18 protein-coding genes, 2 tRNA genes and 2 pseudogenes are annotated in these 24,090 nt (G+C 61.8%); 5 read left to right on the forward strand and 17 right to left on the reverse strand.

The genetic code is table 11. From position 1 onward, the window contains the following. Window positions 1-10: 10 nt before the first annotated feature. Complete coding sequence (gene azu / locus K4A76_RS21110; protein WP_029885725.1) at window positions 11-460, reverse strand: azurin; 450 nt, start codon at window positions 458-460, stop codon at window positions 11-13. A gap of 349 nt (window positions 461-809) precedes the next feature. Between azu and K4A76_RS21115 the strand changes: the two genes are divergently transcribed. Continuing rightward, window positions 810-1,397, forward strand: coding sequence for a TIGR00730 family Rossman fold protein (locus K4A76_RS21115; protein ID WP_161892200.1), 588 nt, complete (start codon window positions 810-812; stop codon window positions 1,395-1,397). Window positions 1,398-1,532: 135 nt separating this feature from the next. Here K4A76_RS21115 and K4A76_RS21120 read toward each other — a convergent pair whose 3' ends face one another. From K4A76_RS21120 to rnr, 8 genes are all read right to left on the reverse strand, one after another. Next, complete coding sequence (locus K4A76_RS21120; RefSeq protein ID WP_274411082.1) at window positions 1,533-3,836, reverse strand: YgiQ family radical SAM protein; 2,304 nt, start codon at window positions 3,834-3,836, stop codon at window positions 1,533-1,535. Between the two features lie 308 nt (window positions 3,837-4,144). Next, window positions 4,145-5,542, reverse strand: coding sequence for a replicative DNA helicase (dnaB, locus tag K4A76_RS21125; protein ID WP_009681285.1), 1,398 nt, complete (start codon window positions 5,540-5,542; stop codon window positions 4,145-4,147). 113 nt (window positions 5,543-5,655) lie between these two features. After that, window positions 5,656-6,102, reverse strand: a complete 447-nt coding sequence (rplI, locus tag K4A76_RS21130; RefSeq protein ID WP_003249568.1) for a 50S ribosomal protein L9 — start codon at window positions 6,100-6,102, stop codon at window positions 5,656-5,658. 20 nt (window positions 6,103-6,122) lie between these two features. Next, on the reverse strand, window positions 6,123-6,986 hold the full coding sequence (locus tag K4A76_RS21135; protein ID WP_274411083.1) for a hypothetical protein: 864 nt from the start codon (window positions 6,984-6,986) through the stop codon (window positions 6,123-6,125). 33 nt (window positions 6,987-7,019) lie between these two features. Beyond that, window positions 7,020-7,250, reverse strand: coding sequence for a 30S ribosomal protein S18 (gene rpsR / locus K4A76_RS21140; RefSeq protein ID WP_003249563.1), 231 nt, complete (start codon window positions 7,248-7,250; stop codon window positions 7,020-7,022). Window positions 7,251-7,278: 28 nt separating this feature from the next. Beyond that, the gene (gene rpsF / locus K4A76_RS21145; protein ID WP_003249557.1) at window positions 7,279-7,704 is read right to left on the reverse strand and encodes a 30S ribosomal protein S6; all 426 of its coding nucleotides are present in this window, start codon (window positions 7,702-7,704) and stop codon (window positions 7,279-7,281) included. 290 nt (window positions 7,705-7,994) lie between these two features. Further along, window positions 7,995-8,741 carry a 23S rRNA (guanosine(2251)-2'-O)-methyltransferase RlmB gene (rlmB, locus tag K4A76_RS21150; RefSeq protein WP_029887883.1) on the reverse strand — a complete coding sequence of 249 codons (747 nt, stop codon included), beginning with the start codon at window positions 8,739-8,741 and terminating at the stop codon, window positions 7,995-7,997. Beyond that, window positions 8,738-11,317, reverse strand: a complete 2,580-nt coding sequence (gene rnr, locus K4A76_RS21155; RefSeq protein WP_274411084.1) for a ribonuclease R — start codon at window positions 11,315-11,317, stop codon at window positions 8,738-8,740. The genes rlmB and rnr overlap by 4 nt, the downstream gene beginning before the upstream one ends. Window positions 11,318-11,589: 272 nt before the next feature. Between rnr and K4A76_RS21160 the strand changes: the two genes are divergently transcribed. The 4 genes from K4A76_RS21160 to K4A76_RS21175 all read left to right on the forward strand — a co-directional run bounded on the left by K4A76_RS21160 (window position 11,590) and on the right by K4A76_RS21175 (window position 14,600). Continuing rightward, window positions 11,590-11,676: transfer RNA gene (locus tag K4A76_RS21160), tRNA-Leu, on the forward strand. 87 nt (window positions 11,677-11,763) lie between these two features. Further along, window positions 11,764-11,850, forward strand: a tRNA-Leu gene (locus tag K4A76_RS21165). A gap of 171 nt (window positions 11,851-12,021) precedes the next feature. Further along, on the forward strand, window positions 12,022-13,035 hold the full coding sequence (locus K4A76_RS21170) for an extracellular solute-binding protein (RefSeq protein WP_009681291.1): 1,014 nt from the start codon (window positions 12,022-12,024) through the stop codon (window positions 13,033-13,035). Further along, the gene (locus tag K4A76_RS21175; protein ID WP_274411085.1) at window positions 13,035-14,600 is read left to right on the forward strand and encodes an ABC transporter permease; all 1,566 of its coding nucleotides are present in this window, start codon (window positions 13,035-13,037) and stop codon (window positions 14,598-14,600) included. The genes K4A76_RS21170 and K4A76_RS21175 overlap by 1 nt, the downstream gene beginning before the upstream one ends. Before the next feature lie 374 nt (window positions 14,601-14,974). On the opposite strand, the gene K4A76_RS21180 is transcribed toward K4A76_RS21175, so the two are convergent. The 8 genes and pseudogenes from K4A76_RS21180 to hflX all read right to left on the reverse strand — a co-directional run bounded on the left by K4A76_RS21180 (window position 14,975) and on the right by hflX (window position 24,083). Then, window positions 14,975-15,427, reverse strand: coding sequence for a DUF2867 domain-containing protein (locus K4A76_RS21180; RefSeq protein WP_009681299.1), 453 nt, complete (start codon window positions 15,425-15,427; stop codon window positions 14,975-14,977). A gap of 186 nt (window positions 15,428-15,613) precedes the next feature. Further along, a pseudogene (locus K4A76_RS23975) lies at window positions 15,614-16,129 on the reverse strand (methyl-accepting chemotaxis protein); the annotation flags it as partial. A 390-nt stretch (window positions 16,130-16,519) separates the two neighbouring features. After that, window positions 16,520-17,212: pseudogene (locus K4A76_RS23980) on the reverse strand (methyl-accepting chemotaxis protein); the annotation flags it as partial. Window positions 17,213-17,796: 584 nt separating this feature from the next. Continuing rightward, a complete protein-coding gene (locus tag K4A76_RS21190) occupies window positions 17,797-19,089 on the reverse strand; it encodes an adenylosuccinate synthase (protein WP_009681301.1) in 1,293 nt (430 codons plus the stop codon). A 56-nt stretch (window positions 19,090-19,145) separates the two neighbouring features. Beyond that, complete coding sequence (locus K4A76_RS21195) at window positions 19,146-20,333, reverse strand: ATP phosphoribosyltransferase regulatory subunit (RefSeq protein WP_009681302.1); 1,188 nt, start codon at window positions 20,331-20,333, stop codon at window positions 19,146-19,148. A gap of 301 nt (window positions 20,334-20,634) precedes the next feature. After that, window positions 20,635-21,504 carry a protease modulator HflC gene (hflC, locus tag K4A76_RS21200; RefSeq protein WP_182389567.1) on the reverse strand — a complete coding sequence of 290 codons (870 nt, stop codon included), beginning with the start codon at window positions 21,502-21,504 and terminating at the stop codon, window positions 20,635-20,637. After that, window positions 21,504-22,685, reverse strand: a complete 1,182-nt coding sequence (gene hflK, locus K4A76_RS21205) for an FtsH protease activity modulator HflK (RefSeq protein WP_009681304.1) — start codon at window positions 22,683-22,685, stop codon at window positions 21,504-21,506. Before hflK ends, hflC begins: the two co-directional genes overlap by 1 nt. Before the next feature lie 96 nt (window positions 22,686-22,781). Then, window positions 22,782-24,083, reverse strand: coding sequence for a ribosome rescue GTPase HflX (hflX, locus tag K4A76_RS21210; protein WP_009681305.1), 1,302 nt, complete (start codon window positions 24,081-24,083; stop codon window positions 22,782-22,784). Window positions 24,084-24,090: the final 7 nt, after the last annotated feature.

Genomic DNA, 24,090 nt, shown 5'->3' on the forward strand with positions numbered 1-24,090 from the left:
CGTCAGCTGATTACTTGACGACAACCTTGCCTTTCATCATCGAGATGTGGCCCGGGAAGGTGCAGAAGAAGCTGTAGTCACCACCGGCTTCCAGCTTGGAAGGGTCGAACTTCACTTCGGTTTCTTTTTCCGGCGCGCCGATCATTTTGGTATGGGCAATGATCGCGGCGTTGTCAGCCTTGATGTAGTCCTTTTCCAGGCCCTGGCTCATACCTTCGGTAGCAATGCCCTGCATGTCGGCAGTCTTGCTGATCACCAGGTTATGACCCATGACGTTCTTCGGCAGGTTGCCGGAGTGGGTCAGTTTGACCGTGAATTCCTTGCAGCTTTTGTCGACGGTGATTTCCTTGGTGTTGAAGGACATCTGGTCAGTGGAGTCGACAGTTACCGAGCACTCGGCGGCGAAGACAGAGGCGCTGGCGAGGGTCAGCAGGGATACCGCTACAGCTTTCGCAAACATCATGAATCTCCTTGGCAGGGTTTTATCAATTGCGAGACTGCCTGAAACCGTTCAGCACCCTGCTGATATGGGTCAAGGGGGTGTCAAGTGGCCAGTCAGTTGAATTGTTCAATGGATTGTATACAACCAATCTAAGAGCACATCATGCCCTTTTATTGGACGATGGGACAACCTCTCATTTAGGAGCAATACCAAATGCCCATCTCCCAGTTTCTGAACAGCCTGCTCGCCGCCTACGCCCACGGTGCTACCGGCGCGATCTGCGAATTCTCGCGCCCGGAATGAACCCGGCCTTGGAAGCGACGGTCAGCCACCGTACCCTGTCACCCTGAGTGACTGGAGGTGAGTAATGCCCGTACGTTCCGTTTGTGTGTTTTGTGGTGCCAGCATCGGCAGCAACCCCGCCTACCGTGAGGCGGCGGTCGCGCTGGGCCAGGCGATTGCCCGCCGAGGCTGGACGTTGGTGTATGGCGGTGGCGCAGTTGGCTTGATGGGTGTTGTAGCCGACGCCGCGATGGCAGCGGGTGGCGACGTGGTAGGGATCATCCCGCAGAGCCTGCTGGACGCCGAGGTCGGCCATAAAGGCCTGACGCGGCTGGAAGTGGTGGACGGCATGCATGCGCGCAAGGCTCGCATGGCCGAGTTGAGCGACGCGTTCATCGCCTTGCCGGGTGGCCTGGGTACGCTGGAAGAACTGTTCGAGGTCTGGACCTGGGGGCAACTGGGCTACCACGCCAAGCCGCTGGGGCTGCTGGACGTGAACGGCTTCTACGACAAGCTTGGCGGGTTCCTCGACCATATCGTCGAGGAGGGCTTCGTGCGCCCGCAGCACCGGGATATGTTGTTGCTGGGGCAGCAGCCGGATGAACTGCTGGGCGCGATGGACCGCTTTGTCGCGCCAGTGGCGCCGAAGTGGGTCGACAAGAAGCCTGACTAAACCAGATTCAGGGGCTGCTTTGCAGCCCAATCGCCGGCAAGCCAGCTCCCACAGGGACAATGCTCGCTTTGGGATTTGTGCAATCCCTGTGGGAGCTGGCTTGCCGGCGATTGGGCCGCAAGGCGGCCCCCGAAATCAGCGCGGAATGACTGGCTGGCGCGGCTTCTTGCCCTTGCCGCCACCGCCCTTGCCCGCTTCCTTGCGCTCCTTGGCCGCCTGCTGGTTACGCGCAAACGCCTCGGCCTTGGCCTTCTCGCGCTTGTCCCACGGCTTGCTGCCATCGCTGCCACGCGGTGGCAGGCCCGTGTGCTGGGTCAGGATTTTCTGGTCCTTGCCCACTTTGTGGCTGCCCGCCGGGGTCGAGTTCTTGCGGCGCGCGCTCTGGTAGCTGTCGGTCTGCGGCTGGTGCGCCGGAATCAACTGGTGCTTGCCAGGCCCGATCAGGTCGGCGCGGCCCATGCGCTGCAGCGCTTCGCGCAGCATTGGCCAGCCTTTCGGGTCGTGGTAGCGCAAGAATGCCTTGTGCAGACGGCGCTGCTCGTCACTCTTGACGATTTCCACACCTTCGCTCTTGTAGGTCACCTTGCGCAGCGGGTTCTTGCCCGAGTGGTACATGGCGGTGGCCGAGGCCATCGGCGACGGGTAGAACGCCTGTACCTGGTCGGCACGGAAGCCATTGCCCTTGAGCCATAGCGCCAGGTTCATCATGTCTTCGTCGGTGGTACCCGGGTGCGCGGCAATGAAGTACGGGATCAGGTACTGCTCTTTACCCGCTTCTTTCGAGAATTTCTCGAACATGCGCTTGAAGCGGTCGTAGCTACCAATGCCGGGCTTCATCATCTTGTCCAGCGGGCCACGCTCGGTGTGCTCCGGGGCAATCTTCAGGTAGCCACCTACGTGGTGGGTGACCAGCTCCTTGACGTATTCCGGCGACTCCACGGCCAGGTCGTAGCGCAGGCCCGAGGCAATCAGGATCTTCTTCACCCCTGGCAGGGCGCGAGCCTTGCGGTACAGCTCGATCAGCGAACTGTGGTCGGTGTTGAGGTTCTCGCAGATGCCAGGGAACACGCACGAGGGCTTGCGGCAGTGCTTTTCGATGTCGTGGCTCTTGCACGCGATGCGATACATGTTCGCAGTCGGCCCGCCAAGGTCGGATACCACGCCAGTGAAGCCTGGCACCTTGTCACGCATCTCTTCGATTTCGTGCAGGATCGACTCGTGCGAGCGGTTCTGGATGATGCGGCCTTCGTGCTCGGTGATCGAGCAGAAGGTGCAGCCGCCGAAGCAGCCACGCATGATGTTGACCGAGAAACGGATCATCTCGTAGGCCGGGATACGCGCCTTGCCATACGCCGGGTGCGGTACACGGGCGTAAGGCATGCCGAACACGTAGTCCATTTCCTCGGTGCTCATCGGAATGGGTGGCGGGTTGAACCACACGTCCACGTCACCGTGTTTCTGCACCAGTGCACGGGCGTTGCCCGGGTTGGTCTCCAGGTGCAGCACACGGTTGGCGTGGGCATAGAGCACCGGGTCGTTACGCACCTTCTCGAACGATGGCAGGCGGATGACCGACTTTTCCCGCGTGACCGCCGGGCTGTCGAGAATCTGTACCACCTTGGCTTCGTTCGGGTCTTCCTGGTCGCCCTTGGCCTGCTCGATGGCACAGGCCTGGGTGTCCTGGGTGTTCACGTAGGGGTTGATGATCTTGTCGACACGGCCTGGGCGGTCGATGCGGGTCGAGTCGATTTCGTACCAGCCCTGCGGCGTATCACGGCGCACGAAAGCGGTGCCGCGCACGTCGGTGATGCTTTCGATGCTTTCGCCACTGGACAGGCGCTGGGCCACCTCGACCACCGCCCGCTCGGCGTTGCCGAACAGCAGGATGTCGGCGCTGGCGTCGATCAGGATCGAATGGCGAACCTTGTCCTGCCAGTAGTCGTAGTGGGCAATGCGACGCAACGATGCCTCGATACCGCCGAGTACGATCGGTACATGCTTGTAGGCTTCCTTGCAGCGCTGGCTGTACACCAAGCTGGCGCGGTCTGGTCGGCTACCGGCCAGGCCCCCCGGGGTGTAGGCATCGTCGGAACGGATTTTCTTGTCCGCGGTGTAGCGGTTGATCATCGAGTCCATGTTGCCGGCGGCCACGCCGAAGAACAGGTTGGGCTCGCCGAGCTTCATGAAGTCGTCTTTGGACTGCCAGTTCGGCTGGGCAATGATGCCCACGCGGAAACCCTGGGCTTCCAGTAGCCGGCCGATGATGGCCATGCCGAACGAGGGGTGATCGACGTAGGCATCCCCGGTCACGATGATGATGTCGCAGGAATCCCAGCCGAGCAGATCCATCTCCTCCCTGCTCATTGGCAGGAAAGGTGCTGGCCCGAAGCATTCGGCCCAGTACTTGGGATAGTCGTAGAGTGGTTTGGCTGCTTGCATGTCAGTGACCGGTTCTGGTGTGCAGGAAAATCGCGGGCGCGAAATATAGCACAAATTTTGACCAAATCCGACTGGATTCGTGGGGGATTGGTGGGTCGGGTGACGGTTGGCTGACTTGGGGGTTGTAAGGGTGCCAGGTGTTCACCGCAACATTTTCAGCGCCTTGGCCATCGGGCGCACCGCACACCTTGTAGGAGCGGCCTTGCGTCGCGATGGGCTGCGCAGCAGCCCCAGGATTCAGTGCAAATGCAAACAGTGTGGGGGCTGCTGCGCAGCCCATCGCGACGCAAGGCCGCTCCTACAGTGAGTTATTCATCATCATCGAAGTTGTACATGCCCGGCGCGAGGTTTTCGAAGCGGGTGTACTTGCCGATAAACGCCAAACGGACAAAGCCGATCGGGCCATTACGCTGTTTACCGATGATGATTTCCGCCACGCCCTTGTGCTCGGTCTCGGGGTGGTACACCTCGTCGCGGTACACGAACATGATCACGTCGGCGTCCTGCTCAATTGCACCGGACTCACGCAAGTCGGAGTTCACCGGGCGCTTGTTCGGGCGTTGTTCCAGCGAGCGGTTCAGCTGCGACAGGGCGATGACCGGGCAGTTGAATTCCTTTGCCAAGGCTTTGAGCGAGCGGGAAATCTCGGAAATTTCGTTGGTGCGGTTATCACCGGCTGAACCCGGAATCTGCATCAGCTGCAGGTAATCGACCATGATCATGGCGATTTCGCCGTGTTCACGGGCCAGGCGGCGGGTGCGCGCGCGCATTTCCGAGGGGCTGATGCCCGCGGTGTCGTCGATGAACAACTTGCGGTCGTTGAGCAGGTTCACCGCCGAAGTCAACCGCGGCCAGTCATCGTCGTCCAGCTGGCCGGAACGGACCTTGGTCTGGTCGATGCGGCCCAGCGACGACAGCATACGCATGATCAGCGACTCACCTGGCATTTCCAGCGAGAACACCAGCACGGCCTTGTCGGTACGCAGTACGGCGTTTTCCACCAGGTTCATGGCAAAGGTGGTCTTGCCCATCGACGGGCGGCCAGCAACGATGATCAAGTCGGCCGCCTGCAGGCCGCTGGTCTTCTCGTCCAGGTCGGTAAAGCCGGTGGATACACCGGTAATGTCGCTGTCGGAGTTGAACAAGGTGTCGATACGGTCGATGGCCATGGTCAACAGCTCGTTGACCCCCACCGGGCCACCGGTTTTCGGCCGGGCCTCGGCAATCTGGAAAATCTGCCGCTCGGCATCGTCGAGGATTTCTTCGGCGTTGCGCCCTTGCGGGTTGAAGGCGTTGTCAGCGATGTCGGTACTGATGCTGATCAGCTGGCGCAACGTGGCGCGCTCGCGAATGATCGCGGCATAAGCCTTGATGTTCGCCACCGACGGCGTGTTCTTGGCCAGTTCGGCCAGGTACGCCAAGCCGCCAACTTGCGAAGACAGGCCTTCCTTGTCCAGTTGCTCGTGCAGGGTAACCACGTCGAATGGCTGGTTGGCGTCGGCCAACTTGTGCACGGCACGGAAGATCAGGCGGTGGTCATGCCGATAGAAATCGCCGTCCGATACCTGATCCAGCACCCGCTCCCAGGCGTTGTTGTCCAGCATCAGGCCACCGAGCACGGCCTGTTCGGCCTCGATGGAATGCGGCGGCACCTTGAGGGCTGCGGTTTGCAGGTCTAGCTGTTCGGAAGTGGTGATCTCGTTCATGGCCACGAAAGAATTCTGGAGGACGAAAAAGACAAAGGGCACGGCCTGTAGGAAACAGGACCGTGCCCGATGTTAACTGCCTGGCTCGCAGGGAGCCAGCCAGTCAGCGCAGCTTAGGCAGCTACGACAACCACACGTACAGTGGCTTCAACGTCGCTGTGCAGGTGCACGGCTACGTCGTATTCGCCAACCTGACGGATAGTGCCGTTCGGCAGACGAACTTCAGCTTTGGCCACTTCAACGCCAGAGGCGGTCAGGGCGTCAGCGATGTCGTGGGTGCCGATCGAACCGAACAGCTTGCCTTCGTCGCCAGCGGTGGCAGTGATGGTCACTTCCAGCTCGGCCAGTTGGGCAGCGCGGCTTTCAGCCGAAGCTTTCTTGTCAGCGGCTGCTTTTTCCAGCTCGGCACGACGCTCTTCGAACGCAGCCAGGTTGGCGGCGTTGGCAACGGTGGCCTTGCCGAATGGCAGCAGGAAGTTACGGCCGTAACCAGCCTTAACTTTTACTTTGTCGCCCAGGTTGCCCAGGTTAGCGACTTTTTCCAGCAGGATCAGTTCCATTTGGTAAAACCTCTTAACTTTTAACCTTCACCGTTCGCGGAGTCATTCCCCTTGGGGGACTTGCGACCGCGAAAATCAATCAGGCTGTCGACAATGGCCAAGACCACCAGCAACGGATAAATCAGCTGCATGATCAGCGGCAACGTCACGTACATGCCCACCAGCCAGAAACCGGCCAGTCGCCCCTGTGCCACCAGCCCGTGCATCAACGCGATGCCGGCCAGCACCAGTACCAGGCTGGAAGCCGATGCCAGAATGATGAACGGCGGACCGATAAACGGCGCCACCACCATCACTGCCACCAAGACCGCCATGGTCTGTTTCGGCAACTTCAGCTCGCGAAACTCGCGACCGAAGCCTCCAGGGTTGTACAACGCTGCTTGCCAATAGCGCGCCAGCATCAACGCCAGCACACTGAACAATTGCACCGTCACTGCTGTGGAGGCGACCAGCACAGGGCGGATCAGCTCACCGGAGAGCACGGGCTCCCCTTCGATTTTCGGCATGGCTTCGGCAAACGCCTTGGCCAGCATATCGAAGGTCTGCGCCAGCGCCAGATCAAGCACGAGGCTGAAAGCCACGGCGAACACGGCACTGGCGAGCAACACCCGGCTCCAGGGATGCTCGGCACGCAACATGGCGGCCAAGGCCAGGGCACCCGCAATCACCAGAAAGGTGATGGGATCGCCCATGACCCACACAGCCAGCCCGGCGAGCAAGCCGCCGACGATGACCGATGTAGCATCCCTGAACCCACGCCGCAGCAGCACAAGGCTGCCGGCAGCGGCACTCAACCAGAACAGCAGCGGCAGTACCGCGCTGATGACCACCACCAGGGTGGCCTGCATACGACCGCGCATGATGAAACTTGCTAACGCTCGCATGCTAATCCCTTACTGCTTGTCGACGACCCGGTCTCAGCGGCCGTGGCTGTCGGTGTAGGGCAGCAGGGCCAAGAAGCGGGCGCGCTTGATAGCGGTAGCCAGCTGACGCTGATAACGAGCTTTGGTACCGGTGATACGGCTTGGAACGATCTTGCCGGTTTCGGATACGTAAGCTTTCAGGGTGTTGAGATCTTTGAAGTCGATCTCTTTCACGTCTTCAGCAGTGAAGCGGCAGAATTTACGACGACGGAAGAAACGTGCCATTTAATAGGCTCCTCTAAAGGTCCGTGGATTACTCGTCAGCGTTATCGCTGGAGTCGCTGTCATTGCTGTCGTCGCCTTCGGCGGAGTCAGCATGCTCAGGACGCTCGCGACGCTCACGGCGCTCGCTGCGGTTCTCTTCAGCCTTCAGCATCTCGGACTGGCCGGTAACGGCTTCGTCACGACGGATGACCAGGTTACGGATCACGGCATCGTTGTAGCGGAAGTTGTCTTCCAGCTCGGCCAGGGCCTTGCCGGTGCACTCAACGTTCAGCATCACGTAGTGAGCCTTGTGAACATTGTTGATTGCGTAGGCCAGTTGACGACGGCCCCAGTCTTCCAGGCGGTGGATTTTGCCACCATCTTCTTCGATCAGCTTGGTGTAACGCTCAACCATGCCGCCGACTTGTTCGCTCTGGTCCGGGTGAACCAGGAAGATGATTTCGTAATGACGCATGAATGCTCCTTACGGGTTAGTAGTCTGCCAGTGAATCTGGTCAGACAAGGAGTGAATGACACTGTATGTCTTGCACGGAGGGGAGGCACATGAGCACCTGCCAGCTCGGCAAGGGGCGCAATTGTAGAGAAGGCGTTGCGCACAAGCAAGGCAATTGGCGAATATTTGAACAGCCTGAAACATATTCACATGGCGTCAAGCCCGCTCCCACAGGAAAGCTGCAATACCAGAGGCAGCAGCCAACCTGTGGGAGCGGGCATGCCCGCGAAGGGGCCGTTACAGGCTTAAGATCAGCGTTTGGCCTGGCGCTGACGCACGGCTTCAAACAGGCACACGCCCGTGGCGACCGACACGTTAAGGCTGCTGACGCTGCCGCTCATCGGCAACTTCACCAGGAAGTCGCAATGTTCGCGGGTGAGGCGGCGCATGCCCTTGCCTTCAGCGCCCATGATCATCACCAGCGGCCCGGTCAGGTCTTGCTGGTAGATCTCCTGCTCGGCCTCACCCGCGGTGCCGACCACCCACAGGCCACGTTGCTGCAATTTCTCCAGCGTACGCGCCAGGTTGGTGACAGCCACCAGCGGAATGACCTCGGCAGCGCCGCAGGCCACCTTGCGCACCACCGGGGTCAGGGTGGCCGACTTGTCCTTGGGCACGATCACTGCAGTGGCGCCGGCCGCATCGGCAGTACGCAGGCAGGCGCCGAGGTTGTGCGGGTCGGTCACACCGTCCAGCACCAGGATCAGCGGCGGGGTTTCCGTGCGCTCGAGCAACTCTTCGAGCATCAGTTCGCCCCACACCTGGCTGGGGCTGACCTCGGCGACAACGCCCTGGTGCACCCCCTCGACCCAGGCATCCATTTCGCGGCGCTCGGCCTGGCCAACCGCCACGCGGTTTTCCGCGGCCAGTGCCAACAGCGCCTGCAGGCGTGGCTCGCTGCGCCCTTCCGACAGCCAGATCTGCTTGACCCGCTTCGGATGGTGCTGCAGCAATGCCTGCACGGCGTGCACGCCGTAGATCTTTTCCAGCTGACTCATGACTTGCTCTTGCTCTTGCGTGGCGCACCGGACTTCGGTGGGCCTTTACGGTGCTTGGTCGGTTTGCCAGTGGCCTTGCCACCTTTGTCCGACTTGCTGCTGGCGTGGCCGCCCGTGCGCGCCTCGCTCATCAGCGCCTTTTTCATCTCGCGGCTCTTGCGCACTTCGGCGTTACGCTGCACGGCGTCTTTCGGGAAGTAGGCTTCGGCGGCTTCGCTTTTACGGCTGCGCGGCTTGGGCGTGGCCTTCGCCTCGCTCAGCGGCGGCTGCTCGGCCTGGTCAGTTGCTGGCGCGGCGCCGCGCTGCTTGCGACCGATGGGGGCCGCCAGGGTCGACTGGGCCACTTCGAAGTCGATCTTGCGCTCGTCCAGGTCTACCCGCATGACCTTCACTTCGATGGTGTCGCCCAAGCGGAAACTGCGCCCGGTGCGCTCGCCGGACAGGCGGTGGTGCACCGGGTCGAAGTGGTAGTAGTCGCCCGGCAGCGCACTGACGTGCACCAGGCCTTCCACGTAGATGTCGGTCAACTCGACGAACAGGCCGAAGCCGGTCACGGCGGTGATCACACCCGGGAAGGTCTCGCCCACGCGGTCTTTCATGAACTCGCACTTGAGCCAGTTGACCACGTCGCGGGTGGCTTCGTCGGCCCGGCGCTCGGTCATCGAGCACTGCTCACCCAGTTGCTCGAGGGTGTTCTCGTCGTACGGGTAAATGCGCGCCTTGGGAATGCTCATGGCACCAGCCCGCTTGACGTGCGGGGTGTCGACCTTGGAGCGGATGATGCTGCGAATGGCGCGGTGCACCAGCAGGTCCGGGTAACGGCGGATCGGCGAGGTAAAGTGGGTGTAAGCCTCGTAGTTGAGGCCGAAGTGGCCATTGTTCTCGGTGCTGTACACGGCCTGGCTCAGCGAGCGCAGCATCACCGTCTGGATCAGGTGGAAGTCCGGGCGCCCGGCGATGCTCGCCAGCAGGGCCTGGTAATCCTTCGGCGACGGGTCCTTGCCTTTGTGCAGGCTGAGGCCCAGTTCGCCAAGGAAGGCGCGCAGTTTTTCCAGGCGCTCCGGCGGCGGGCCGTCGTGCACACGGTACAGGGCTGGCACGCCGTGCTTCTGCAGGAACTCGGCAGTGGCCACGTTGGCAGCCAGCATGCACTCTTCGATCAGCTTGTGGGCATCGTTGCGCACGGTCGGGCGGATTTCCGCGATCTTGCGCTCGTCACCGAAGATGATGCGGGTTTCCTGGGTCTCGAAGTCGATGGCGCCACGGGTGTGACGCGCCTCCACCAGCACCTTGTACAGGTTGTACAGGTTCTTCAGGTCTGGCACGACCGCCTTGTACTCTTCGCGCAGCGCCTTGCCTTCACGGGTGCGCGAGTGCTCGAGCATGCTGCTGACCTTGTTGTAGGTCAGGCGGGCGTGGGAGTGGATAACGCCTTCGTAGAACTGATAGTCGACCATCTGGCCGGCCTTGTTCATGGTCATTTCGCAGACCATGGCCAGGCGATCGACGTGCGGGTTCAGCGAGCACAGGCCGTTGGACAGCTCCTCGGGGAGCATCGGCACCACGCGCTCGGGGAAGTACACCGAGTTGCCGCGCTGCTGCGCTTCTACGTCCAGGGCCGAACCCAGGCGTACATAGCTGGACACGTCGGCAATGGCCACATACAGGCGCCAGCCACCGGAGAACAGGCGCAGCTTGCCCAGCGGCTCGCAATACACGGCGTCGTCGAAGTCGCGGGCGTCTTCACCGTCGATGGTGACGAACGGCAGGTGACGCAGGTCGATGCGCTTCTCTTTGTCCTTGTCTTCGACTTCAGAGCGGAACTTGCGCGCTTCCTTGATCACGTCCTTGGGCCACACATGGGGGATATCGTAGCTGCGCAGGGCAACGTCGATTTCCATGCCGGGGGCCATGTAGTTGCCAATGACCTCCACCACGTCGCCTTGCGGCTGGAAGCGCGGGGTTGGCCAATGGGTGATCTTGATCTCGACGAACTGGCCGATCTTGGCACCACCGTTGCGCCCCGCAGTCACCAGCACTTCTTGCTGGATCTTGGGGTTGTCGGGAGTCACGTAGCCGATGCCGCCTTCTTCGAAGTAGCGGCCGACCACGCTTTCGTGGGCGCGGGAGATGACCTCGACCAGCACGCCTTCGCGACGGCCGCGGCGGTCCACGCCGGACACGCGCGCCAGGCCGCGGTCACCGTCGAACACCAGGCGCATCTGCGACGGGCTGAGGAACAGGTCTTCGCTGCCGTCATCTGGAATAAGGAAACCGAAGCCGTCGCGGTGGCCAGAGACGCGGCCGCAGATCAGGTCCAGCTTGTCTACCGGGGCATAAGTGCCGCGCCGGGTATAGATAAGCTGGCCATCGCGCTCCATGGCACGTAGACGGCGGCGCAAGGCTTCGATCTGGTCTTCTTCATACAGACCAAATTCTTTCGCCAGCTCCTCGCGTGCGGCGGGCTCGCCACGGTCGGCAAGGCGTTGCAGGATCAGCTCACGGCTGGGAATGGGGTTATCGTATTTTTCCGCTTCGCGAGCGGCCTCGGGATCGAGGGATTGCCAATCGGCCATCAGAAGGGGTTCACCTTGGGGTATATAGATAGGAATTCTGGCATAGGCGTATTGAAACCGGAAATGTCGGCCTTGGACAGCCCCCGCTGCAGTGCGTAAACAGCAGGAATAGGCCAGTGGAATCAACAAGTTGAAATTTTTGAATTTTTTTTTGCCAAGGGGGTTTACAGCCCCCCAAGCCGCCCGTATAGTGCGCACCACAACGACGGACTAGCCCGAAGTTGTAATAGAGATTAACGGCGCTGTAAAGCACCAAATAATCTCGAATGTGTGCCCAGGTGGCGGAATTGGTAGACGCGCTGGTTTCAGGTATCAGTGACCGCAAGGTCGTGGAAGTTCGAGTCTTCTCCTGGGCACCAAGTATTTCAAGTAACAGATGACCAAGGATCTGTTACTACTGTGTGAAAGCGAACGATAGTCGCCTTCTCCAGATGATGTAAAGCTTTGCCCAGGTGGCGGAATTGGTAGACGCGCTGGTTTCAGGTATCAGTGACTTAACGGTCGTGGAAGTTCGAGTCTTCTCCTGGGCACCATACAAAAACCCACTAGCTTGCTAGTGGGTTTTTTCTTGCCTGCGATTTTGCACCCTCCCCCACCCCTTGCACCATGGTCTGACGATGAATTTATCGTCACCCGGCCACATGAGAAACGATTTCGTTTACCATTGTTTCCAAATATGTTGCCGTAAGCGAGGAAGTACCCGCATGACGATCCGCCCGCAACCGCTGATGCGTACCTTGGCCGCCGCCGTGCTGAGCCTGGTCATCGGCGCTCCGGCCGCCATGGCTGACGCACCGGTCACCCTGACCATGTACAACGGTCAGCACAAGGAAATCGGCGAAGCCATCGCCAAGGCCTACGAGGCCAAGACCGGTATCCACATCAATATCCGTAAAGGCAGCAGCAACCAGCTGGCCAGCCAGATCATCGAGGAAGGCGATCGCTCGCCGGCCGACATCATCTACACCGAAGAATCGCCACCGCTGAACAACCTGGGCGAGCTGGGCCTGCTGGCGAAGATCGACGACGCCACGCTGAACATGCTGCCCAAGGAATATGTGGCTGCCAACGGCACCTGGATGGGCGTTACCGCGCGCACCCGCGTGGTGGTCTACAACCCGAAGAAGATCGACGAGAAAGACCTGCCGACCACTGTCATGGACTTCGCCAACCCTGACTGGGAAGGGCGCGTAGGCTATGTCCCGACCAGCGGTGCGTTCCAGGAGCAGGCCGTTGCCATACTGAAGATGCACGGGCGTGAAGCCACCGAAGAATGGCTGACCGGCCTGAAGGCCTTCGGCAAGACCTACACCAACAACATGGTCGCGCTGAAGGCCGTGGAAAAAGGCGAAGTGGCTGCCGTACTGGTGAACAACTATTACTGGTACGCCCTGGAGCGTGAGCGCGGCAAGCTCGATTCGAAACTCTACTACCTGGCCGACGGCGACGCCGGCAATCTGGTGACCATCTCGGGCGCCGCGGCCGTGAAGGCCAGCAAGCACCCGAAAGAGGCCCAGGCCCTGCTCAACTGGATGGCCAGCGAAGAAGGCCAGCGCGTGATCACCCAGACCACCGCCGAGTACCCATTGCACAAGGGCATGGTCTCGGATCGCGGCCTGAAACCGTTCGATGAACTGCGCCCGCCGAAGATTTCGCCAGCTGACCTGGGTAATGCCGAAGAAGCCATCGAGCTGGAACGCGAGGTCGGCCTGCTCTGATGACCGCCGCCCTGTCCACCCCGCTGCCGGTACGCTTCGTACCGCGCCGCAAGCGCCCTTCGATCTGGGTCGTGCTGCCTGTGCTGTTTCTGGTGGCGATGAGCTTGCTGCCTTTGGCCTATGTGGCGATCAAAGCCTGGGAAGCCGGCTGGCACGAAGCCCTGTACCTGCTGTGGCGGCCCTTTGTCTGGGGGCTGATGCGCAATACCCTGCTGCTGATGGTCGGTGTAACGCTGACCTGCATGGTGGTCGGCCTGGCGCTGGCCTGGCTGCTGGAGCGCAGCAACCTGGCCGGTCGCCGGCTGTGGGGGGTGGTGCTGTGCCTGCCGTTTGCCGTACCGTCGTTCGTCAGCAGCTTCACCTGGGTATCGCTGAGCTCGGACTTCGAAGGGTTGGGCGGGGCGATCATGGTCATGGCCCTGTCCAAGTACCCGCTGGTGTTCCTGCCGGTGGCCGCGACCCTGCGCAATCTCGACACCTCCCTGGAGGAGTCGGCGCGCACCCTGGGTTGTAGCCGCTGGGGCGTATTCACCAAGGTGACCCTGCCCCTGCTGTGGCCATCGATGCTCGGCGGTGCCCTGCTGATTGCCCTGCACATGCTGGTGGAGTTCGGTGCGCTGTCGATTCTCGGCCTGCAAACCTTCACCACGGCGATTTACCAGCAGTTCGAACTGGAGTTCAGCAACGCCAACGCGGCCATGTTGTCTGCCGTCCTGTTGGCGATGTGCCTGGTGATGCTCTGGCTGGAGCTGCGCGTGCGCGGCAAGGCCCGCCATGTACGCATCGGCCAGGGCGTGGCACGCCGTGCACAACCGGTGCGGCTGCGTGGTTGGGCGGTGCCGGCGCAGCTGTTCTGCCTGGGCCTGGCAGTGCTGGGCAGCGGCATTCCCCTGGCCATGCTCGGCTACTGGCTTGGCGTAGGTTCGTCAGCGGCATTCCCGGTGGCGGCCATCTCCAAGGCGCTGTTCACCTCACTGTCGGTGTCACTTGGCGGCGCCGGCTTCTGCGTGCTGTTGGCGCTGCCGATCAGCTTCCTGGTGGTGCGCTACAAAGGCCGCCTGGCGATCTGGGCCGAGCGCCTGCCGTACCTGCTGCACGCCCTGCCCGGCCTGGTGATCGCCCTGACCCTGGTGTTCTTCGCCTTGCACTATGTGCCGGCGCTGTACCAGACCACGGCACTGTTGCTGCTGGCCTATGCACTGCTGTTCCTGCCGTTGGCGCAATCGCCGGTGCGCACCGCGCTGAACAAGGCTTCGCCAACGCTGGAAGAAGCTGCGCGTACGCTGGGTGCGAGCAGTTTTGCCGCGTTCTGCCGGGTGACCCTGCCAATTATCTTCCCGGCCATGGCGGCAGCGTTTGCCCTGGTGTTCCTGGATGCCATGAAAGAGCTTACGGCAACGCTGCTGCTCAGCCCGACCGGCATGACCACCCTGGCGACCGAGGTGTGGGCGCATACGGCAAACGTCGAGTTCGCGGCGGCGGCGCCTTATGCGGCATTGCTGATTGTGGTGTCGGGGTTGCCGGTGTATTTGCTGACTACGCGGATGTATCTGAACAAGGCTTGAAAGCTTGCCCAGGCTGCCATATGGCCTGGGCACAAGCCTGAGTATTTGAGACTTCATCACAAGTTCACTTTAAAACTCCCATCACACACACGCTGACTGCCATACAAGCGAGCAGGATAGACTCGATTATCGTCAAAGCTTCGGTACTCATTCTCGCGCTCTTGCTACAGGCCCGACTGACACTAGCGCCCAGCGCTAACCACCCAGCATCGAAGCTAACATTGCGTCACCTCCTTTGGATACGCTTGTAGCCATCCAGAAACAACAACTATGAACCAAGCCCAATTCTCACGCCATGGCTACGGGCTATAACTTTGAGGAAGATGCAGACTTGATCACGTAAATGAATGTTTCACCTTCATATTCAGCGCTGTCTACAAATTCGCCAACATCCGACGCACGATCAGGCCATGTACCTGGCCAACCGGCAGCATGTACAGCCGGCCAAAGGCATTGAAACACCGCACCGACGTGGTTACTTTCAAGCGCTGCCCATTCACATCCATGCAGACCATCACCGCCAAGTGCGTATCGCGCGACGTCAGCACCAGTTGCTGGTCGCTGATGGCCTCGACAGTGAAGAAGTCCAGATGCTCGCCGTCGGCTGGCACATGCCCAGGATTCTGGGGAGTGAAGCCATGGATATCGGCGACATTGAATCGACGCGAGATGAAGTCACGAATGCGGAAGGCCTTGGCCAGCCAGGCGGGAACATCCGAGGTCATGGCGCAGTAGGCTTGCAGGGCGGTCATCGGGGCAGTGAGCTGTATGCTGGCACTGTGGAGAAAATCGAGGTCTGCCTGGGCGGCGACCAATTGGGCGGACATGAGCAACTCCCTTTGTCATGTGTCGCTGACAGCATAGCAACATGACTCGCTGCAGGAGCGGCCTTGTGTCGCGAAAGGGCCGCGAAGCGGCCCCAGCAATAGATGTGTTTACGCGAATATCCTGGGACCGCTTTGCGGTCCTTTCGCGACGCAAGGCCGCTCCCACAAGAAGAGACTGCGCAGGATTCAGGCCCGGAACTGGCCCAGGCTGGCGCGTAGCTGAGCCGCCAAGTCATCCAGCACCTTGCTGCTGGCCGTGGTCTGCATCACCACCTCAGCCGAGCGTTCGGCCTGGGCATGGATGTTCTCCACCCGCCCCCGCACCGCCTGTGCGCCATGGGCCTGTTGTTCGGCAGCGCGAGTCGCCAAACCAATGGCCGCGTGAACTTGCTCCACCGCAGCCTGCACCGACTGCTGGCGACGTTCGTTGTCGCGCAGCACCAACAGGCCTTCACTGGCCTTGAGCCCGGCCTGGCTGATAGTAGCCACGGCCTCCTTGGCGCCCTTCTGTAACGCGGCGATGTGCGACTGTATATCGCCAGTGGAGCTTTGTGTCTTGCTCGCCAGCGCCCGCACCTCATCGGCCACCACGGCAAACCCGCGCCCGGTCTCGCCTGCCCGGGCCGCCTCGATGGCGGCGTTCAAGGCCAGCAGGTTGGTCTGCTCGGCGATGCCGTGAATAACCGTCAGCACCACTTCGATCTGCTCACTTTGCTTGGCCAGGCGCTCGATCACCTGGGAGCCCGTCTCCACTTGGCCGGCCAGGTTCTCGATCAAGCTCGCCAGCTGGGTCGAGCTGCGGCTGTTCTCGTCGGTGGCCTGGCGAATATCCACCACCTGCTGCAGAGCCGCCTGCATCGCATGGCTTTCGGCCTGGGCTTCGTCAGCCATGCTCGACAGGTCACGCAGGCTGGCTGCCACTTCATCACGCTGCAGCGCGGCAGCAGCATCGGCGCCGGCATTGCGCTGGGCCATCGCGCCTATCTCCACGCCGGTACGCTGCGCCACTTCGCCCGCCTCCCGCACGATTGGCTGCAGCTTGTCGACAAAACGGTTCACCGCCGAGGCCATGTCGCCAATTTCATCGCGGCTGTCGAGCGACACGCGCTTGGTCAGGTCGCCCTCGCCCGCCGCAAGGTCATTCAGGGCAGTTATCAACAGGCGCAACTTGCTCAGCACCCGGCGCCCCAGCACCACGGCAACGACCAGCAATACACCTAACCCCACCAGCGCCAGGCCCAGGCCGATGCGCCAGCGCAGCTCGGCAGCGGCATCGCGTACGGTCTGCGCGGTATTGGCCTGCATTGCCGCTGCACTGCCCTGTGCTTTCTCCAGGCGTTCGCGCAGGGTGTTGCCGCTGTCGGCGGCAGCACCGTTCAGGCTGTCGCCAACCAACTGTTCACCACTGGCAATCAGCGCCGAAAAGCGCTGGTCAAGGGCCTTGAGTTCCTGGTCGATGCCTGCGGTGGAAACCCCCATGACCACTTTGCCGATTTCCGCTCCATTGGGGTTGATCGGCGCTTCCACGAAGTACACCGCCGGGTCGCGCCGGGCGGCGTCGATCACCTTGTCCAGCGCGCGCTCGCCTTGACCTTTCTCCATCAAAGCCTGGTTGATCGGGTTCTGCCGGTTCAGGTAGCGGGTCAGGTGCTGGCCTTGGGCGTCGTCGTAGATCACGAACAGCACATTGGGATTGCGCTGGGCGCGGCGGGCGAAGTCGGAGAGTACCGGCACGTCGTTATCCCAGATCGCCCGCGGGGCGACCGAGGCCAGCAACTCGGCCATGTCGCTGGCCGAATCCTTGAGATTCTTCTCCAGGGTGCTTCGCAGTTGCTGCTGCTCGCTTTGCAAGCGCGTCGCCAACCCCGCGCTGAGGCGCTGGCGAGTGCTGCTGGACAGGCCGTCGAGGCCCGAACGTACATCCTGCCCGGCTTGCTCCAGCTCGCTGGCGAGTTGGCGGCTGTCATTACCCAGGCGCTCGCCAAGGTCGGCCTCAAGGGCAGTCACCGTGCTGCGGGTGAGGGCAACGGCAACCAGTACCTGCACCAAAAGAGCGATACCAAGGGCAACAAACACAGGCCGCAGAAGGCGGCTTCGTAACAGTGAGAGGATGGCAGACACGTTGTAACCCTCGTGTTTTCTGGCGCCACTATTTTGATGGCATCGTCAGATGTTTCTTACAGCAAGGGTTGTGCCGGGGGGAGCAGGGATATGCGCCAAGGTTGAGCAATGGGATTGCCTGAGCTGGCCCTATCGCCGGCAAGCCAGCCTCCACAGCAAGCTCACAGCGCTCAAGGCAGGCATACGCCACAAACAAAAACGCCGCAGCCCCTTTCAGGGCCACGGCGTCAGATCAGCCTGGAGGCAGATCAGGCGAACGGATGGCGCAGTACGATGGTCTCGTTGCGGTCAGGGCCGGTCGAAATGATGTCGATCGGGGCGCCGACCAACTCTTCGATGCGCTTGATGTAGTTACGTGCAGCCTGCGGCAGCTCTTCCAGGGTTTTGACGCCCAGGGTCGACTCGCTCCAGCCTGGCATCGCTTCGTACACCGGCTCCAGGCCGATGTAGCTGTCGGCATCGGAAGGTGCATCGATGACGGCACCGTTCTCGTTCTTGTAGCCAACGCAGATGTTGATGGTTTCCAGGCCGTCGAGCACGTCCAGCTTGGTCAGGCAGATGCCCGAGATGCTGTTGACATCGATGGCGCGACGCAGGATCACGGCGTCGAACCAGCCGCAACGGCGAGCACGGCCGGTGGTGGAGCCGAATTCGTGGCCACGCTTGGCCAGGGTAGCGCCGGTTTCGTCGAACAGCTCGGTCGGGAACGGACCGGAGCCCACGCGCGTGGTGTAAGCCTTGGTGATGCCCAGGATGTAGTCCAGGTACATCGGGCCCACGCCGGAACCGGTGGAGATACCACCAGCCGTGGTGTTGGAGCTGGTGACGTACGGGTAGGTACCGTGGTCGATGTCCAGCAGCGAACCCTGGGCGCCCTCGAACATGATGTCCTTGCCGGCGCGGCGCAGGTTGTGCAGCTCGGCGGTGACGTCGAGCATCATCGGCTTGAGCTGTTCGGCGTAGGCCATGCACTCGTCCAGGGTCTGCTGGAAGTCGATGGCCGGCTCTTTGTAGTAGTTCACCAGCTGGAAGTTGTGGTAATCCAGCAGCTCACCGAGCTTGGCAGCGAAACGCTCGCGGTGGAACAGGTCACCCACGCGCAGGCCGCGGCGGGCGACCTTGTCTTCGTAGGCTGGGCCGATGCCGCGGCCAGTGGTGCCGATCTTGGCTTCGCCACGGGCTTTTTCACGGGCCTGGTCCAGGGCCACGTGGTACGACAGGATCAGCGGCGCTGCCGGGGAGATGCGCAGGCGCTCGCGCACCGGCACGCCCTTCTCTTCCAGCTTGGTGATTTCACGCATCAGCGCATCCGGGGCAACGACCACGCCGTTGCCGATCAGGCACTGTACGCCTTCACGCAGGATGCCGGACGGAATCAGGTGCAGAACGGTTTTTTCACCGTTGATCACCAGGGTGTGGCCCGCATTGTGGCCACCCTGGTAGCGCACTACGGCGGCAGCATGTTCGGTCAGCAGATCGACGATCTTGCCTTTGCCCTCATCACCCCACTGGGTGCCCAGGACGACGACATTCTTACCCATTACATTGGTCCTCATTCACGCAAACTTGGTTGCCGGCCTGTTGCCGACGCAGAAACTCACTGGGCCAGCGGCAGAACCTGCCAGCGCCCGTCTTGCTGAATCAATTGCCGATCACAATCCGCCTCGAGAGCAGCACTCAACGGCTGGCCAGGCAGAGCCTGAACCACACGCTGGCCCTCGCTGCGCAACTGGCAGACTTGCTGCCAGAGGGCCGCGTCGCCACTGTCGGGCATCCAGATGCCGCCAGTTGGCAATACGACCTCCGCTCGCCCCAGTGTGACCAGGGTCTTCAAATCCGTGGAGAAACCTGTGGCTGGGCGTGCCCGGCCAAAATCGGCGCCGATGTCGTCATAGCGCCCGCCCTGGGCAATGGACTGCCCCTCGCCCGGCACGAACACGGCGAACACCACACCGGTGTGGTAGTGGTAACCGCGCAGCTCACCGAGGTCGAAGTACAGCGGCAGTTCCGGGTAGCGCGACGCCAGCCGGTCCGCGATCGCCAGCAGGTCGTCCAGCGCGGCCAGCACGCTGGCCGGGGCGCGCCCCAGGCGCACGCGCGCTTCGTTCAGCACTTCACGGCCGCCGCACAGCTCGACCAGCGCACGCAACATGTTGCCCAGGTCCTTGGGCAGGTCGGCAGTCAAGGCTTGCACCTCATCGACCGACTTGCGTTGCAGCGCGTCGAACAACTGCTGCTCCACTGCCCCGGACAGGCCGGCCGCCCGGGCTAGGCCGCGGTAGATGCCGACGTGGCCAAGGTCCATGTGTACGTCCGGCACGTCAGCCAGTTGCAGCGTGGCAAGCATCAGGCTGATGACTTCAACGTCGCTGGTAGGGCTGGCATCGCCATACAACTCGGCACCCAGCTGGATCGGGCTGCGCGAGGTGGACAGTGCGCGCGGTTGGGCGTGCAGCACGCTACCGGCATAGCACAACCGGCTTGGGCCTTCACGGCGCAAGGTGTGCGCGTCGATACGGGCCACCTGCGGGGTGAAGTCGGCACGGAAGCCCATCAGGCGGCCGGACTGCGGGTCCACCACCTTGAAGGTGCGCTGGTCCAGGTCCTGGCCGGCGCCGGTCAGCAGCGACTCCAGGTACTCGATATGCGGGGTGACGACCAGTTCGTAGCCCCAACCCTGGAACAGGTCCAACACCTGGCGGCGCGCGATCTCGATGCGCGCGGCCTCAGGTGGCAGTACTTCCTCGATGCCATCTGGCAGCAGCCAGCGGTCTACCGTTGCCATTACGCCATTTCCCCTCTGGTCCGGGCGGCTTGCCAGCAGGCGAGCCGTCAGTAAAGCCGGTATCGCGCACAGCAGCGGGCAGCACTGATCCCAGCGCAGCCACCGTACCCGATACCCTCGAATTGCCTTGCGAGCTGAGCAAACCGTCAACCGGCGCTGTGCCAATCAACCTTGCAGACGCAAAAAAGCCGGGAAATTTCCCGGCTGCCTCATGATACACCCCTTTTCATTCAGGATGCACCCCGCCTGGTGTTTTAGCTGCCAGGCGGAGCGCTGCCGCATGAAAATCAGGGCCTGAGCATTACGGCTTGCTCTTGTCCAGGAAGCGGAAGAACTCGTTCTTCGGATCCAGGACCAGCACGTCGCTCTTGCTCGAGAAGCTTTCGCGGTACGCCTGCAGGCTACGGTAGAACGCATAGAAGTCCGCGTCCTGGGTGTAGGCCTTGGCATAGATGGCGGCCGCCTGGGCGTCACCGTCACCGCGGGTTTCTTCCGCTTCGCGGTACGCTTCGGCCAGCAGCACACGGCGCTGGCGGTCGGCGTCGGCACGAATACCTTCGGCCAGCTCGTTACCCTTGGCGCGGTGCTCGCGGGCTTCACGCTCACGCTCGGTACTCATGCGGTCGAACACGCTGCGGTTGACTTCCTTCGGCAGGTCGATGGCCTTGACGCGCACATCGATCACCTCGATGCCCAGCTCCTTGTTGGCCATGCGGTTCAGCGATGCGGTGATGTCAGCCATCAGTGCGTCGCGTTCACCGGAAACCACTTCGTGCAGGGTACGTTTACCGAACTGGTCACGCAGGCCGCTTTCCAGGCGACGCGAAAGCCGCTCGTCGGCGATCTGCTTCATGCCCGACGTGGCGGTATAGAAGCGCTCGGCGTCCTTGACGCGCCACTTCGCGTAGGCGTCGACCATCACCGCTTTCTTCTCCAGGGTCAGGAACCGCTGGGTCGGGGCGTCGAGGGTCATCAGGCGGGCGTCGAACTTGCGTACCTGGTTCACGTACGGGATCTTCACGTGCAGGCCTGGCTCAACATCAGCCTGGACCACCTTACCGAAGCGCAGCAGCACTGCACGCTCGGTCTGGGACACGATGTAGAAGCTGTTCCAGGCCACGATGGCCAGGACCACGGCGGCGATCAGGGCGATCAGCGATCTGTTGCTCATCAGCGGCTCTCCCTAGTGCGCAGCGGCTGCTGTTGCTGTTGCATGTCCTGCGCCGCACGCGCGGCCGCATCGTTGGCCGATGGCGATACGCTGGTGGTTGGCGCGGACGCGTTGCGGCTGCCTTCGACCATTTTGTCCAACGGCAGGTAGAGCAGGTTGTTCTGCCCATCCTTGGTTGCCACCATGACCTTGCTCGAATTGCTGTAGACCTCTTGCATGGTCTCCAGGTACAGACGCTGGCGGGTCACGTCAGGTGCCTTGCGGTACTCACCGAGCAACTTGCTGAAGCGATCGGCCTCACCCTTGGCGCGGGCGATGACTTCGTCGCGGTAGCCGTTGGCATCTTCGATGATGCGCTGCGCCTGACCACGGGCTTCCGGCACCACGCCATTGGCATAGGACTCGGCCTGGTTGCGGGCGCGCTGCTCGTCTTCACGGGCACGGATCACGTCATCGAAGGCTTCCTGCACTTCACGCGGGGCTGCCGCGCTCTGTACGTTGACCTGGGTAACGGTGATACCCGTGCGGTAGTTGTCGAGGAAGCGCTGCAGGCGCTCGCGGATATCCACGGCCATCTGCTCACGGCCTTCGGTCAGCACCTGGTCCATCGAGGTGGAACCCACCACGTGGCGCAAGGCACTGTCGGTGGCGTGCTGCAAGCTCACCTCAGGCTGGTCGACGTTGAGCACGAAGTCCTGCAGGTTGCTGATCTTGTACTGCACGGTCAGCGGCACCTCGACGATGTTCTCGTCTTCGGTCAGCATCTGGCCCTGCTTGGTGTAGGCACGCTCACGCGTGACGTTCTCCATGTACTTGCGATCGATTGGCGGGAAGTAGATGTTCAGGCCGGGACCGACCGTTTCATAGTACTTGCCGAAGCGCAGCACCACGGCCTGCTCCTGCTCGTCGACCACATACACGGCGTTGTACAGCCAGATGGCAGCCAGCACCGCCAGGCCGATGCCCAGCAGACCGAAGCCACCGCCCTTGCCGATGTTGCGGTCACCGCCGCCACGTTTCTTCTTGCCGCCGAACATGCCATTGAGGCTGTCCTGCAGTTTGCGGAAGGCCTCGTCCAGATCCGGCGGACCTTTCTTGTCACCACCGCCGCCACCGCCACCACGGCGGCCGCCCCAGGGATCCTGATTGTTCGAGTTGCCACCCGGCTCGTTCCAAGCCATAGCGCTCTCCATCTGATAAAGCAAAGACGCGCCCACGGCGCGCCGTCCAATGCTACAGAATGCCTGTCACTGCTGCCCGGCGACCTCGACGGGCATTTATTGCAAAGTGTGTTGCTCGACAAACACTTGCGGCTCCATGCCTTCGCGGCTGACCAGGCGATTCAGTTCGACCATGGGCAGTCGCACGCTCAGCAGGCTGCGCCCTTCTTCATCATGCTCTTCACTCTGCACCGCACCCAAGGCAAAGAATTGCGCGCGCAAGCGGGCAAAACGCTGCTCCAGGCAAAGGGTACCGACAAACAGATCTTCCCCCAGCAACTCGGCAATCGCCTGGCCGACCAGCTCCAGGCCACGCCCATCGCGTGCCGATACCCAGACCCGTTCCGGCTTGCCATCGGCATTGCGCTGGATCTGCGGCTCGACATCTTCGAGCAGGTCGAGTTTGTTATACACCTCGAGGATCGGCAAGCCTTCGGCGCCAATCTCGCCCAGTACCGCCAGCACTTGCTCGATCTGTTCCATGCGCTCGGGCTCATGTGCATCGATCACATGCAGCAACAGGTCGGAGTTGCTCGACTCTTCGAGCGTAGCGCGAAATGCCTCGACCAGCTTGTGCGGCAAATGGCGAATGAAGCCCACGGTGTCGGCCAGCACGATCGGGCCAAGGTCGTTGAGCTCGAGCCGGCGCAAGGTCGGGTCGAGGGTAGCGAACAGCTGGTCCGCGGCGTACACCTCGGATTCGGTCAGGGCGTTGAACAGCGTGGACTTGCCGGCGTTGGTGTAACCCACCAGCGACACCGAAGGGATGTCTGCACGCTTGCGCCCGCGCCGTGCCTGCTCGCGCTGGCTACGGACCTTTTCCAGGCGCGACTTGATCTGGCGGATGCGCACGCGCAACAGGCGCCGGTCGGTTTCCAGCTGGGTTTCACCCGGGCCGCGCAGGCCGATACCACCTTTTTGCCGCTCCAGGTGAGTCCAGCCACGCACCAACCGCGTGCTCATGTGCTCCAGCTGGGCCAGTTCGACCTGCAGCTTGCCTTCATGGGTACGCGCCCGTTGGGCGAAGATATCGAGGATCAGCCCGGTGCGGTCGAGCACACGACACTCGAACACGCGTTCAAGGTTGCGCTCCTGGCTGGGCGTGAGGGTGTGATTGAAAATCACCAGGTCTACCTGTTCGGCATGGACCAGGTCGTGTAGCTCTTCGACCTTGCCACTGCCAATCAGGTATTTGGCGGAAGGCTGATGCCTTGTCACCGTGACCAGCGAAATGATGTCGGCACCGGCCGACAATGCCAGTTCCTGAAACTCCTGCGGGTCTTCGCGCGCCTCAGGGTTCTGACCTTCCAAGTGAACGAGCAACGCCCGCTCACCACCACCGTGGCGCTCAAAGAACAATGCAGGC

Origin of the sequence: Pseudomonas sp. NEEL19, assembly GCF_028751975.1 — a bacterium.
In the GTDB taxonomy this organism is placed as follows: Bacteria; Pseudomonadota; Gammaproteobacteria; order Pseudomonadales; family Pseudomonadaceae; genus Aquipseudomonas; species Aquipseudomonas juntendi.